Annotated in this window: 14 protein-coding genes; 1 reads left to right on the forward strand and 13 read right to left on the reverse strand. The window is 38.3% G+C overall.

All coding sequences use genetic code 11. The annotated features are described in order from the left end of the window. Positions 1 to 26: 26 nt before the first annotated feature. The 3 genes from tatC to tatA are packed head-to-tail and all read right to left on the reverse strand — an operon-like array spanning position 27 to position 1,503. Positions 27 to 809, reverse strand: coding sequence for a twin-arginine translocase subunit TatC (gene tatC / locus MTO68_RS02720; protein WP_034609692.1), 783 nt, complete (start codon positions 807 to 809; stop codon positions 27 to 29). Beyond that, positions 806 to 1,261 carry a Sec-independent protein translocase protein TatB gene (gene tatB / locus MTO68_RS02725; protein ID WP_239046497.1) on the reverse strand — a complete coding sequence of 152 codons (456 nt, stop codon included), beginning with the start codon at positions 1,259 to 1,261 and terminating at the stop codon, positions 806 to 808. The genes tatC and tatB overlap by 4 nt, the downstream gene beginning before the upstream one ends. Positions 1,262 to 1,278: 17 nt before the next feature. Further along, positions 1,279 to 1,503, reverse strand: a complete 225-nt coding sequence (gene tatA / locus MTO68_RS02730) for a Sec-independent protein translocase subunit TatA (protein ID WP_004726505.1) — start codon at positions 1,501 to 1,503, stop codon at positions 1,279 to 1,281. A gap of 174 nt (positions 1,504 to 1,677) precedes the next feature. On the opposite strand from tatA, the gene MTO68_RS02735 reads away from it, so the two are divergent. Beyond that, positions 1,678 to 2,553, forward strand: coding sequence for a permease (locus tag MTO68_RS02735; protein WP_244014917.1), 876 nt, complete (start codon positions 1,678 to 1,680; stop codon positions 2,551 to 2,553). Between the two features lie 134 nt (positions 2,554 to 2,687). On the opposite strand, the gene rdgB is transcribed toward MTO68_RS02735, so the two are convergent. The 10 genes from rdgB to MTO68_RS02785 form a co-directional block, all read right to left on the reverse strand. Beyond that, positions 2,688 to 3,311, reverse strand: coding sequence for an RdgB/HAM1 family non-canonical purine NTP pyrophosphatase (gene rdgB / locus MTO68_RS02740; RefSeq protein WP_244014919.1), 624 nt, complete (start codon positions 3,309 to 3,311; stop codon positions 2,688 to 2,690). Between the two features lie 84 nt (positions 3,312 to 3,395). Then, a complete protein-coding gene (locus tag MTO68_RS02745; protein WP_244014921.1) occupies positions 3,396 to 3,893 on the reverse strand; it encodes a hypothetical protein in 498 nt (165 codons plus the stop codon). Between the two features lie 27 nt (positions 3,894 to 3,920). Further along, positions 3,921 to 4,298: a DUF4440 domain-containing protein gene (locus tag MTO68_RS02750; protein WP_004818887.1), complete on the reverse strand. Its 378-nt coding sequence runs from the start codon at positions 4,296 to 4,298 to the stop codon at positions 3,921 to 3,923. A gap of 88 nt (positions 4,299 to 4,386) precedes the next feature. Beyond that, positions 4,387 to 4,983, reverse strand: coding sequence for a tetratricopeptide repeat protein (locus tag MTO68_RS02755; RefSeq protein ID WP_004726515.1), 597 nt, complete (start codon positions 4,981 to 4,983; stop codon positions 4,387 to 4,389). Beyond that, positions 4,980 to 5,573 (reverse strand): methionine biosynthesis protein MetW, encoded by a 594-nt coding sequence (gene metW, locus MTO68_RS02760; protein ID WP_004726517.1) that lies wholly within the window; start codon positions 5,571 to 5,573, stop codon positions 4,980 to 4,982. Before metW ends, MTO68_RS02755 begins: the two co-directional genes overlap by 4 nt. After that, positions 5,573 to 6,733: a homoserine O-acetyltransferase gene (locus MTO68_RS02765; RefSeq protein ID WP_004726519.1), complete on the reverse strand. Its 1,161-nt coding sequence runs from the start codon at positions 6,731 to 6,733 to the stop codon at positions 5,573 to 5,575. The genes metW and MTO68_RS02765 overlap by 1 nt, the downstream gene beginning before the upstream one ends. 463 nt (positions 6,734 to 7,196) lie before the next feature. After that, positions 7,197 to 8,894, reverse strand: coding sequence for a 2-isopropylmalate synthase (gene leuA / locus MTO68_RS02770; protein ID WP_004726520.1), 1,698 nt, complete (start codon positions 8,892 to 8,894; stop codon positions 7,197 to 7,199). Positions 8,895 to 9,172: 278 nt separating this feature from the next. Beyond that, the gene (locus tag MTO68_RS02775; RefSeq protein ID WP_244014923.1) at positions 9,173 to 10,273 is read right to left on the reverse strand and encodes an alpha-hydroxy acid oxidase; all 1,101 of its coding nucleotides are present in this window, start codon (positions 10,271 to 10,273) and stop codon (positions 9,173 to 9,175) included. 44 nt (positions 10,274 to 10,317) lie between these two features. Next, entirely contained in the window at positions 10,318 to 11,001 is a 684-nt protein-coding gene (locus tag MTO68_RS02780; RefSeq protein WP_004818896.1) for a Fe2+-dependent dioxygenase, read from the reverse strand. Between the two features lie 123 nt (positions 11,002 to 11,124). Beyond that, the gene (locus tag MTO68_RS02785; protein WP_244014925.1) at positions 11,125 to 13,416 is read right to left on the reverse strand and encodes a TonB-dependent siderophore receptor; all 2,292 of its coding nucleotides are present in this window, start codon (positions 13,414 to 13,416) and stop codon (positions 11,125 to 11,127) included. Between the last annotated feature and the right edge of the window lie 47 nt (positions 13,417 to 13,463).

Here is a 13,463-nt window from a genome sequence, read left to right on the forward strand (position 1 = left end):
TATTAAAAAGCTTTTTATTTTGATCCTTAAGCATCTACAGTTTTACGTTTTTCAATTACTTTACCCAGCAATAAACCCAGCTCAAATAGCATCCACATTGGAATTGCGAGCATGATCATTGAAATTGCATCAGGAGGGGTAATAAACATAGATACGAAGAAACATCCCACCACGATAAAGCGGCGCTTTTCAGCCAATGTTTTAGTGGTGACCAAGCCAACTAAAATTAACACTAAAGTAATAATTGGGATTTCAAAGGTCACACCAAAGACCAAAAATAATTTTAGACAGAAGCTTAAATAACTATTGATATCGGTCATTGGCGCGACGGTTTCTGGTGAAACACTGATAAAGAAATGCAGGATAGATGGCAATGCAATAAAATAAGCAAAAGCAATCCCTGAATAAAACAGCACAATACTGCCAAACAACAACGGAAATGCTAGATTTTTTTCTTTTTCGTATAATGCAGGTTTAATAAAAGCCCAAAGTTGATAGATGATAAAGGGCATCGCCAACATAAGCGCAATAAAGAAGTTTAACTTAAACGGCGCCATGAATGTTGCTGTAACATCAGTTGCAATCATGGTTGAGGTTGCAGGTAATTGTTTTCTGAGTGGTTCTGATAACGCAATATAGGTCTTATTAGCAAATGGCAATAAACAAAAAAATATAGTGATGAGCGCGCCAACAATTTTAAATAAATGCTTACGTAACACCATCAGGTGTTGAGTAATCGGCATCGCATCTAAAGGCGGCGTCTCGGTAGACGAGGCATCATGTACTTGTGGTGCTAATGAGTCGCTCATACAGCCACCTTCAATTGCGGTACTTCTTTAACAAGAACAATTTGTGGTCGAGTTACAGTACAGTTTTGTTTATCTAACCAAGTCTTTGACATATAAATAGTGGGAACCGTAATATCAAGTTTATGATAAGTCGTGTGAATTTTTTTATTGTCTGTTATTGCGAGATGACTTTCTTGTTCTACAGCAATTTTTTGTTGCTGTAACTCCTGCATCTGAGCCTGCATTTTTTGTTCAAGTTCTTGAATTTTTTGCATCTCTTGTTGCATTTGTTCTCTAAATTCAGAAAGACGTAATTCACGGTCGATGTCATTTTGGACACTACTAATTGCACGTTTAAATTTGCTATACCATTTGGCAGCAAAACGCGCAGCTTCAGGAAGTTTATCTGGTCCCAATACTAAAAGAGCAATGATCCCAAACACTAACAGTTCTGAAAATCCAACATCTAACATGATCTACGCCTCACCGATTAGTGTTTTACTGTAGAGTTCACATCAGTATTGCTAGTTTGATGTTCTAGTGTACGCGTTTCAGTCAGTGAAGCAGTTGTTGCCTCTTCTTCTTTAATTGATTTCTTAAAATCTTTGACGGCACCACCAACATCTTTACCTAAGTTTTTCAGCTTTGATGTACCAAATAGTAGAATCACAACAATTGCAAAAATAAGTACATGCCAAATCGATAATCCAGCCATAGTTTTAACTCCTATTTAATAACAGCTATAACAACAGTTATCCATGACAAAAAAGTGACACTAATATTTCAATTTAAAGACAGACAATATTTATAAATTATTTTGATATGTTCAACGTCATCTATATTTGGAAAATGCTAGTATGTTCATGATTTGAGAATAAGGTGTTGTATTGTGGCTTTGTTATTTCCAGTTTTATCATTTATCTGTGGGCTGATACTGGCGAATAGCAAATTTTCAGTAAACTTAAAATCATTCATGTCTTTGCTGCTGGCTCGCTTATTTATCCCGATTGTGATTATTTACAATATGGTATTTTATAAATCGGGCAGTATTGCTTTAATCTTATTTGCTTTTTTCTCATGCTTTACGCTTTTCTTTATTTATCTCACGCTGTCTAAAGATCGTTTAGCTTCATTGTGTTTTAGCTATACCAATATGGCATGGCTCGGCTTTCCGATTGCCTTGGCTATATTTGGCCCAGACAATAGTATGCTGATGATACCGCTTTATATCGGGGTTTCAATTTTTGGAAACTCTTGGGCTGTGACTTCGGTGAGCTCAGCTCCACAATCCAAACGATTGCTTATCAAAAAAGTATTGCAATCGCCACCTGTGATTGCCTTGATCATTGCCGGGCTTTTACGTTGCTTTGATGTGCAACAGTTTCAGGCAAATGATTGGATTAATTGGATTTATACTCTGGCTAAATGGAGTATGAGTTTTACCGGTATGTGTGTATTGGGGATGTGGTTAAGAAAAACCAAAGTCCATATCGAGGATTTACTGTCCAGTACTAAGCTTGCAATATTAAAGTTAGTTTGTGGTGTTGTATTGTGTAGTCTGGCTTATTTCTTTTTACCGGTTCCACAGATCCATCAATATATTGGGGTGATGTTTTTACTGTTTTGTTTACCCCCAGCCGCCAATATTGTCGCATTGGAAACCCACTATCAAGGTACTGGAGTTTCAGCAAAATATATTGCTTCGGGAACGATAGTCAGTTGTGTGGTATGCGTCCTATATGGTGTGTTGATTCATTTTTTATAGTTTTTGTCGGTTGATTAGTTTATCTTGCTTCGTCTTAGATAAGTTTTAGCGATATTCATCGTATTCCTCCTTTCCACAAAGGCGAGGAGGAATCTAACAAAATCGTATGATCTTAAACGGCTGGTTTTAACTGCTTATTTCAAGCTTGCTTTAAACAATTGCATCGCTTGACCACGATGGCTAATTTTGTTCTTTTCTGCTTTACTCATTTCTGCGCTTGAAATATTTAGCCCGGGTAACCAGAACAGTGGGTCATAACCGAAACCATTTTCACCACGAGCTTGCTCTAGTACTTCACCTTGCCAGATCCCTTGGTAGATTTGTGGTAAAGGGTCATCTGCATGTTCAACCAATGCTAATACACATACGAACATTGCTTCAATCGCTTGATCGTCTTGGCGTAAAGGCTTAAGGTTTTCCAGCAATTTTGTATTATTGGCTGCATCATCGCCATGTTCACCTGCATAACGTGCAGAGTAAATTCCAGGTGCTCCACCTAATACGGGAACGCAAATCCCAGAATCATCTGCAATCGCAGGTTTACCTGAAATACGGCTTGCATGACGTGCTTTGATAATTGCATTTTCAATAAAGCTTAAGCCATCTTCAATCGCGTCTTCGATATTCAGTTGACCTTGAGGAATCACTTCAACGGGTAAAGCCAATTCAGCAAACAATTTTTCAAATTCAGCAATTTTGCCTTTGTTATTGCTTGCGAGTACCAGTGTTCCTTGTGATAACCAATCTTTTGATGACATGATGCAGACTCAAAATTTAAAATTGAGTTATTTTAACTTAATCTGTGTCATAAAATGCGGCTAAATTCTCTCGTCCTTTACGCTTTACTGGATATGTTTTGCTTTTGCGCTAATGCGTTTGTCTAACTGTTGTTTTAAATCGAGAACATCCTCATTTTTCATAAAACCTAGTCCAACATTGAGTTTCTGTTTGCTGTTATCTTTCATGATAAAAAGTAAATAGTATTGTCGATCAAGTAAGGTTTTTTTGAGCTCAACTTCATAGATCTCTGGTATTTTAATGTGTTTTTTAATTATCACTCGACCTTTAAAATCAATGCTTCTAATCATGTCTTGGGAGAGGGTTAAAATAGGGCGTTGATTGCTAAACATCTGAATAGCTTTATTACTGAAAAAATAAGCAATGAAACCCAATGGCGTAACAAGAAATAGCGAAAAGAGACTTTTTAAGCCATTCTTCCATTCAAACATTTCCAAGATCAAAAGCACGGTCGCAGCCCAAAAGGGGCAGGCCAAAATTCCAGCAAAAATCGCCAAAGGAATCATTTGTTTGCGTGAAGCATAATATTTTTTCTTTTGCATATCTTTCCATACATAGAAGAATTCGATTTACTTCTCAAAAGCACAAGTGGTGCCTTGATGGAAAATCATTTGCCATATACCGTGATCATTCATAACCCAAATTGAACTGCGTAAAGCCACATTGTATTGAGCTTGAGTTGCCACATTGATTTGATGGCTTTGATAGGTCAGTAAAACGCTATGATCAGATAATGACTGAACTTGAAAATCCTGTGCTTGAATGATGTCGCTATCTGTATCATTTAAAAGTGCTTCAATCATTTGGGCTTTATGCACAACCCACCCTGATTTGGTAATTTCTTTAAAATCTGGATGTAACCGTTGATCAAGTATTTGAAAGTTTTGACGATCACGATGATGCAACCCGCATTCATATTGAATTAATTGTTTGAATAGGTCTTGCATTGTCAACAATCTCAGCTGAAATACTTATTAAATGGATAGCAGTAAAAAAAAGCACCCGAAGGTGCTTTTATGATCGATGAGAATCAAATTATTGAGCTTGAATCCATTGATCTGCACGTTGTGTTGCAGTACGAATTTGGTCTTGAGTTAAGTTAGCAGCCAAAGCAGTTTTCTTGGTTTGCGACATGTTAATCACTTTATTGTCTAACATACCATCACGTGTAGAAAGCTCATACCACTGATAAGCGCCCATGTAGTTTTTCTTTTGCTCTTCCATCACCGCAAGATTAAAGCTTGCACGGTTATCGCCGTGGCTTGCTGCTTTTTCAAAGTATTGACGTGCAGATGTTTCGCTTTTAGAAACGCCTAAACCATCAGCATACATACGACCAACATTTAACTGAGCCGCAGAAATACCTTGGTCAGCCGCAGCTTTAAACCATGTAAATGCTTGTTTAAGGTCTTTAGATACACCGCCAGTACCAGCCTGGAAATGTGTTGCTAAATAAAATTGTGCAGCAGGTTGACCAGCTTTGGCTGCTTTTTGCAAATCTGTCACATTCATATGTGCATATTGCGCTGCCATTGCTGATACAGATTGTTGTTGCTGCGGTACATAGTCCGCATGGGCTTGAATACTCACTAGCCCAAAAAATAACGTACTGCCTAATAATAATTTCTTCATAGAGCGCTCACTCGATAAATAGCGACTTCGCCGAACAAATTCGGTATGGCTTTACTTAAAAAGCTACCTTGTTGGTTCCCATTTACAGCGAGTCGATCAATAATTTGAATCTGATTTTCAGCACATAATGCTTCAAAATCACGAAAGGTGCATAAGTGGATATTAGGTGTATTGTACCACATATACGGTAAGGCATCAGAAACAGGCATCTTGCCTTTCAGTGCAAGGAAAGACCGTGTTTTCCAATACGCAAAGTTAGGAAACGTAATAATTGCTTGTTTCCCCACACGCACCATATCGCGCAGAAGCACATCAGGTGCATCTACAGCTTGCAAAGCTTGTGCCATAACCACATAGTCAAAAGACTGGTCGGCAAAGCGTCCCAAACCGAGGTTTAAGTCTTGTTGTATAATATTTAACCCTTTGCTGACGGCAATTGCAATCTTTTCTTGATCGATTTCTAGCCCGTAAGCATGAATTTGCTGTTTTTTGCTCATTTGTGACAATAATTCGCCATCACCACAACCTAAATCGAGCACACTTGCACCAGCATTGATCCATTTTTCTGCAAGTTGTTGGTCAATACGCATTACAAAGCCTCCTTAGGTGTTGAATTAAGGTGTTCAATACCACCTAAAAATGCACGTAAGGATTTGACGTACAAGGGGATAGGGAATAGGAATGAGTCATGGCCCTGCTCAGCATCAATATCCAAATAACTCACAGGCTTTTGATTGGTAATCAATGCATTAACAATCTCTTGCGAACGTTCTGGGCTAAAACGCCAGTCTGTTGTAAATGACACCACTAAAAAGCGGCATTTGGTATTAGATAGGGCTTTCGTTAGTGACTGTTCATATTCACGTGATGGATCGAAATAATCCAAGGCTTTGGTCATGATCAGATAAGTATTGGCATCAAAGTTACGACTGAATTGTTCACCTTGATAACGCAGATAGCTTTCAACTTGGAACTCAACATCGAAACCATACATAAACTTGCCTGATTTTAAATCACGGCCAAATTTTTGTTTCATGGCTTCTTCAGAAAGGTAGGTAATATGACCCACCATACGTGCCAAAATTAAGCCACGTTTTGGATAACTATCGAGTTCTAAATAGCGGCCATTGTGAAAATCTGGATCAGACAAAATAGACTGACGTGCCACTTCGTTAAATGCAATATTTTGTGCGGAAAGCTTTGGTGCGCTAGCAATGATGACACATTTTTGTAAACGGTCAGGATAGTCCACAGACCATTGTAAAGCCTGCATGCCACCTAAAGAACCACCAATGATTGAATACCAAACATCTATCCCTAAGCGGTCAGAGAGGAGGGCTTGGGTTTTAACCCAATCACGTACAGTCACTAATGGAAAGTCGGGACCGTATGGACGATTTTCATTTTCAGGGTTAGGTGAAGTGGGTCCCGTTGAGCCACTACAACCTCCGATATTGTTGAGTGCGACCACGAAAAACTTCGAGGTATCAATGGCTTTACCCGGCCCAATACATGCATCCCACCAGCCTGTTTTTTTATCGTCTTCATGGTGATAGCCAGCCGCATGATGATGTCCTGAAAGTGCATGGCAAATCAAAATTCCATTTGATTTATCTGCATTGAGCTCACCATAGGTTTCCACCATGATTTCATAGCGTGGCAATACTCGACCACACTCAAGCTCTAACGGTTCTTCAAATTCAAACTTTTGTGGAGTAACGAGCCCCACTGAATCAGCTGGAAAAGACACTGGAAATGTTCACCTTAAAATTTTAGAAGGTCGATAAATTACGGATATTAGAGATATCTAAGTCATCTGTATGGCTAATAAATTAATGATATTCCATGGTTTTCACAATAGCTTTTATCATTAAAGTTCACTTCAGGATGAGTGATGATGTCGAGTAGAGTCACAATGAATGTTTTGACTTTGCTGAGGCGCAACGTATTCTTCTTTCGAAAAAATGAAAAGCTTAAGCTTTATAAGAGAGCGATCTTGTCAAACTTTGCTTCTCATCGCCAAACGTGTTCACTACTCGCCAACACCAGTCTGACCTCAAACAATCATGGATAAAATTTTCACGTATCTTTTATCTATACATTATCTTTAAAAGATATAAAGCTGTTTGAAGTGATTGCTTGATAACATCAATAAATAAAAGAAAGGATACCACTAGGGGGCATCCTTTCTAAAGTCTTTTAATTGATATCGCTTATACAGCAGCAGCGATCACTTGTTCAGTACTTAAAACACCTTGGTCAATTAAACGATTGGTTGCCGCAATGATTGCTTCAATTGAAGAGGTGACGATATTGTCATGTACACCAGCACCGAATGCAGATTTACCTGTGCCTTGGACTTGAAGTTCGATCAATGCCAACGCTTTTGCATGTGCGCCTGAACTGATACTACGTTCTTCGTAGTTTAAGACATCAATTGGTAATTGAAGTGCATTTAAAATCGCAGAAATTGGACCATTCCCTTCACCACGTAAGCGCTGAGTTTCACCATTGATGACCACATCAAGCTCAATCACTTGGCTACCATTTTCATCTGACAATCTATAATTTTTCGCTGAATAATGTGCATCTTTTGCAGCAACATAGGTGTCTTTAAACAAGGTCCAAATTTGTTGAGCTGAAACTTCAACGCCTTCTTCATCTGCAACTTGTTGAACAATTTGTGAGAATTCAATTTGTAAGCGACGAGGTAAAACTACGTTATAGTTAGACTCTAATAAGTAAGCAATACCGCCTTTGCCCGACTGTGAGTTGACACGGATCACTGCATCATAATCACGACCTAAGTCTTTAGGGTCGATCGGTAAATAAGGCATATCCCAAATTTCTTCATCTTTTTGGAACTCAAAGCCTTTTTTAATTGCATCTTGGTGAGAACCAGAGAAAGCAGTAAAGACCAAATCACCAGCATATGGGTGACGTGGATGTACAGGTAAACCAGTACATTCTTCTATTGTGGCAATAATTTCATTAATGTTTGAGAAATCTAACTCACATGCTACACCTTGTGTGTACATGTTTAATGCAATTGCAGCAACGTCAACATTACCAGTACGTTCACCATTCCCAAATACACAACCTTCAACACGATCAGCACCAGCCATGATCGCTAACTCAGATGCTGCAATACCACAACCACGGTCATTGTGACAATGTACTGAAATAATCACACCATCACGACGTTGCAAATTACGATGCATCCATTCGATTTGGTCGGCATAGACATGCGGACCTGAAACCTCAACAGTTGCAGGTAAATTTAAAATGACTTTATTGTCAGGTGATGCTTCCCAAATTTCAGTCACTGCATCACAGACATCTTTAGCAACTTCTAATTCTGTTGCTGTAAAACATTCTGGACTGTATTGAAAAATAAATTCAGTTTCAGGCTGTTTGGCTGCATATTCTTTTACTTTGCTTGCCGCATTCATTGCCAATTGTTTTGCACCATTGGCATCAACATTCAATACTTTTTTACGGAAAGTGGGTGAATTTGAGTTATAGATATGCACAATGGCACGTTTTGCACCTTGTAAAGCCTCAAAAGTACGTGCAATTAAATGATCACGCGCTTGCACCAAGACTTCGATATAAACGTCATCTGGAATATGACCTTCTTCAATCAACTTACGGGTGAAATCAAAATCAACTTGTGATGCTGAAGGAAAGCCAATTTCAATATGTTTAAAGCCGATTTTGACCAACATTTCGAACATTTTGAATTTTTGCTCAATGTTCATTGGCTCGAAAATCGCTTGGTTACCATCACGAAGGTCTGTACTCATCCAAATTGGCGCTTTATTGATTTCGTTATTTGGCCATTGACGGTCAGGCAAGTCTACACGTTGATACATGCGACGATATTTTTTACTTGGATCAGCCAACATCATGAGGGAACTCCTTGTGTAGTTGTTGTTGCTCGTCTCTTGGGTAAAGGCAACTTACTACAAATATAGATTGTGTCTATCTGTTCAATTTACAAGTGTTTTTAAGATGAAAACACAGTAAATTTTCATAAACTTATACGTGGGTAACACGAGATAAATCTAAACACTGATAACTTACAAATGGTTTAACTTGAGATTAATTCTAAAACAATTATCTTGGAAATAATTTCCTTAATTTGCATAAAAAATATCAGTTGAGAGAAAAATTTCCTTTGAATGACTTAATCTTGAAAAATATATTCTTGATTGATTTCTTTTACGGTAGCTGTTCCCATTAATGCCATGGTAATTTCAAATTCTTCCTTTAAAATTTTAATCACATGGGCCACACCTAAAGCACCAGCAACAGAGAGCCCGTAGATCGCAGGACGGCCAATCAGCACCGCAGATGCGCCTAATGCCAATGCTTTAAATATATCGGTACCACGACGGATTCCACCATCTAAAAGCAAAGGAAAATCATGCGGAACAACAGCCTTAATTTTTGCTAAGGCGATCAGTGGGGAAATACTGCTATTGAGTACTCGTCCACCGTGATTGGAAACGATTAAGCCTTTTACTCCGATTTCGACTGCTTTTTTTGCATCGAGTGGATGTAGCACACCCTTTAAAATTACAGGCAAATGGCTATGGGCAATTATAAATTCGATATCTGCCCATTTGGGTGCAATTTGCATTAAACCGTTGAATACAGGATGTTGATGCTCAGAAATTTCGGGTAGGGGAATGTGGGTGGGTGTATGGGGGTGTTGCATGCCTTCTGGCAATTGAAAATTCACCCGACGTTCACGATCACGAATTCCTGTATGCGGTGAATCTACTGTAATCACAAGTGCTTTAAAATTTTGTTGTTCTGCGAGTCGAACTAAGGCCAATGATTTCTCACGATCACCTTGCCAATACAGTTGAAACCATTTCAAAGGGTTTTCTTGTTTTAAACTTCGCATATCAGTATTGGTGAAAGTACTCAGTACGATATTACTTCCTAAAACTTCGGCTGCCAGTGCAGCCGCAGCTTCGCCCTCTGGGTGGAACAATTGTTGATGTCCAATCGGTGCAAGAAAAATTGGATGAGGAAATTTTTGCCCTAAAATTTCACATTCTGTCGAGCCTTGAGTTAAGTCATTGAGCAGTCTTGGAATCAGTTGAATATTTTTAAATTGTTGTAAGTTTTCTTGCACACTTTGCTCATCCATCGCCCCACCTTGCAAGTAGTGCCAAGTGTTTTCAGATAGATGCTGTTCTGCTTGTTTCTCGTAATCCGCAATGGTCTGTAAATATGTTGGAATTTGAGTGAGTGGTGCTTGGATTTTTTTACTCATGAGAAAACTTACCGGTTGAGAAAATCAATTTCACGGGATGGGGATTACAATTCAGCCCACTTACGAATTAAATTATGATAAAGACTGGTGAGTTTAACGACTTCAGCGTGCATATCGCCTAATTCAATTCTTAAATTTTGAATGCTTTGATCTAGATTGAATAACATATGGCGATTAGCATCATCGCGAATCATACTTTGAAGCCAAAAAAAAGAAGCGATGCGAGCACCTTGAGTCACAGCTGTTACTTCATGAAGGCTCGTGGAAGGGTACAGAATTAGATCTCCCGCAGGGAGTTTGATTTCATGATAGCCATAAGTGTCCTCAACAACGAGTTCACCCCCTTGATATTCATCAGGTTCACTTAAAAAAACAGTACAAGATAGATCAGTACGGATACGTTGCTGAGTACCGCGAATATTACGGATGGAGTTATCAACATGAAATCCAAAAGATTGGTTATTTTCGTAACGATTAAAATATGGCGGAAGAATTTCTAATGGCAATGCTGCTGATAAAAATTGAGCATTTTGTCCTAGAGCGTCTAAGATGATATTGCCTAATTGTTGTGTTAACGGATGATTTTCTGGCAGTTGTTGGTTTTTTTTGACATTGGCTGAAAGTGAACCTGTTGTATATTGACCACTAATCCATTCTGTACTTTGCATTGTATTTCTAAAATATAGAACTTGTTCTTTGCTTAATACATTAGGAATATGATGGATCATCTTAATACCTTTTAATCAAATTGATTACAGAGTAATCGGTTATAGAAAAATAGCCTCTGTACAGAGGCTATTTTATATCATTTAAAACGAATCCATAAAATAATTATGGATTTGTTCTTTCAATTAATATTTAAAGTTAATTGATAATACAGCATTACGACCTTCTGCTTCTGCTGCATAGTGAGACGCATATGCTTTAGTGAAATAACGTTTGTCCGAAAGGTTGTTTACGTTTAATTGTAAATCAACATTTTTGTTTACGTTATAACGAGCCATTGCATCATAACGTACATAGCCAGGAACAAATTTAGTATTAGCTGCATCACCATAAACTTTGTCCATAGCAATTGCTCCAACGCCTAAATTCAACTGTGGAAGCACTTGATAAGTTGTCCAAAGTGTTGCGGAGTTTTTCGCAACGTTTTGAACTTGATTACCATTTGTTGAGCTTGGTGAATAAGTTCCATCACTATTTTTTGTAAAGCCTGCATCTACGATTTCACTATCTAGATAGGTATAGCCAGCACTGATTGCCCATTTATTGGTAATATTACCGTTAGCACCTAATTCAATACCATCGACACGAGTTTCACCGATATTACGCGTAAAACCATCTGTATCTAAAGCACGTGTATTTTGTTTTTCAGTGCGGAAAATAGCAGCTGTTAAATTTAACTTATCGCCAAAAAGATCCCATTTTGTTCCAATTTCATAGGTTTTAACTTCTTCTGGTTTTAAGTTATTAATTGCACGTGCTTGTTCATCCGATGTATTACGACCAGGAACGCTGATTCCTTCAGAACCATCACCTGCATCTACACCAACAGGGTTCGCAGAAGTCGCATAGCTTAAGTAAATAGAACCATTATCGGCAGGCTTAAATGTCACACCCAATTGATAGTTAAAGAAATCATTGTCAGAGTTATAATGTGTCCCAGCTTTAATTGCTGTAGCACCTGAACCTGAATCTTGATTATATTTCATGTCCGTTTCGAATTTATCCCAACGGATACCAAGATCAAGTAACCACTGAGGCGTGATTTCAATATTGTCTAAAGCATAGATTGATTGTGTTTTAGAGATAATATTGGTGACATTCGGATTAGCTTTTACATTGCCTAACCATGCATCATGAGAATTAGGGTTATTTAAGTCTGTACACCAGCCATTCGAATTTGCCAGTGAACAAGCATTGTTTACACCACTACCAGCAATTTTTGATGTATTTGGATCAGTAACAATATTTGTTCCACGATCAGAATCTTGTTTAGAGTATTCTGCACCTACATTAAATTTATGTTTGAAAGCACCCGTATTTAATTTACCTGTTAAAGCCAATTGATCAGTAAAACTGTCTGTGCTGGTAAGATTGGTGTTTACACGGCGCCAAACCTTTCCATTGACAATATTTCCTTGGCTGTCATCAGGTTGAGTCCATAAATAATTATTTTTTGATTTACTATAAACGGCCGTATTACTTAAAGTGAGGCTATCCGTAAGATCATGTTCTAACTTTAATGTACCACTTTGATTTTCTTGTTTTTGGAAATCACGATCTAACCAACCATAATAAATACCTTGCTTAACATCGACAGGCTTACCTACGGTTGCTTTTTTAGTTGTATCATACTGATATGGAACACCAGAATCTGGTGTATCGTCTGACTTTAAGTAGTAGTAACTTAACGTTGCACGAGTCGCTGTATCTAAGCCAAAAGTAATACTTGGCGCAATACCAGCACGTTTATATTCAGTGCCATCTTCTTGACCAGCCTTTTCATTATGATGCCCCATCACAGCGACACGAGCAGCAATACCATTACCAAAATCTTTATTGCCATCTAGGGTAATACGTTGGTAGTTATCTGTACCACCTGCAACAGAACCTTCTAAAAAGTCTCCTTTTTTAGCGACCTTAGAAATCATATTGATGCTACCGCCTGAAGTTCCAGCACCACCCATCGCTGAAGCAGAACCTTTAGTGACTTCTACTTGTTCGATAGCAAACATTTCACGGTTTTGAGAAGTTGAGTTACGAACTCCATCAATATACATAGAACTTTCAGAGTTATAACCGCGAATAAATGGACGATCACCATTTGGGTTACCGCCTTCGCCAGCGCCTAGTGTAATCCCAGGAACTGTACGAAGCGCATCTGCAAGTGTTGTCACTTGAGTATCTTCAATCAATTGTTTTGAAATTACAGTTACAGATTTAGGTGTATCCAAAAGCGGGGCAACAAATTTTGTATTGGCAGACTGATCTACTCTTAAACTTTGTTCAGTCGTTGCTTGTGCTTTAATTGTTGGTAATTTTGCGATTTCGTCTTGAGCGATGGCTGATGTTGCAATAACTGAAAGTGAAGATGCGATTGCAGTAGAAACAATCTTTTTGCGTGATTTGATAAAAGACATACGTGAACTCACAAAGAGTAGTGTAAATTTGTATGCGAATAATAATG

The sequence above is a fragment of the Acinetobacter sp. NyZ410 genome (assembly GCF_022828975.1).
Lineage (GTDB): Bacteria > Pseudomonadota > Gammaproteobacteria > Pseudomonadales > Moraxellaceae > Acinetobacter > Acinetobacter guillouiae.

Coding starts and splice junctions, on each gene's coding strand:
- tatA (WP_004726505.1), bottom strand. CDS start 1,503: ATGGCTGGATTATCGATTTGGCATGTACTTATTTTTGCAATTGTTGTG.
- MTO68_RS02775 (WP_244014923.1), bottom strand. CDS start 10,273: ATGAGTAAAAAAATCCAAGCACCACTCACTCAAATTCCAACATATTTA.
- rdgB (WP_244014919.1), bottom strand. CDS start 3,311: ATGTCATCAAAAGATTGGTTATCACAAGGAACACTGGTACTCGCAAGC.
- tatB (WP_239046497.1), bottom strand. CDS start 1,261: ATGTTAGATGTTGGATTTTCAGAACTGTTAGTGTTTGGGATCATTGCT.
- MTO68_RS02745 (WP_244014921.1), bottom strand. CDS start 3,893: ATGCAAAAGAAAAAATATTATGCTTCACGCAAACAAATGATTCCTTTG.
- leuA (WP_004726520.1), bottom strand. CDS start 8,894: ATGATGTTGGCTGATCCAAGTAAAAAATATCGTCGCATGTATCAACGT.
- MTO68_RS02785 (WP_244014925.1), bottom strand. CDS start 13,416: ATGTCTTTTATCAAATCACGCAAAAAGATTGTTTCTACTGCAATCGCA.
- MTO68_RS02780 (WP_004818896.1), bottom strand. CDS start 11,001: ATGATCCATCATATTCCTAATGTATTAAGCAAAGAACAAGTTCTATAT.
- metW (WP_004726517.1), bottom strand. CDS start 5,573: ATGCGTATTGACCAACAACTTGCAGAAAAATGGATCAATGCTGGTGCA.
- tatC (WP_034609692.1), bottom strand. CDS start 809: ATGAGCGACTCATTAGCACCACAAGTACATGATGCCTCGTCTACCGAG.
- MTO68_RS02755 (WP_004726515.1), bottom strand. CDS start 4,983: ATGAAGAAATTATTATTAGGCAGTACGTTATTTTTTGGGCTAGTGAGT.
- MTO68_RS02750 (WP_004818887.1), bottom strand. CDS start 4,298: ATGCAAGACCTATTCAAACAATTAATTCAATATGAATGCGGGTTGCAT.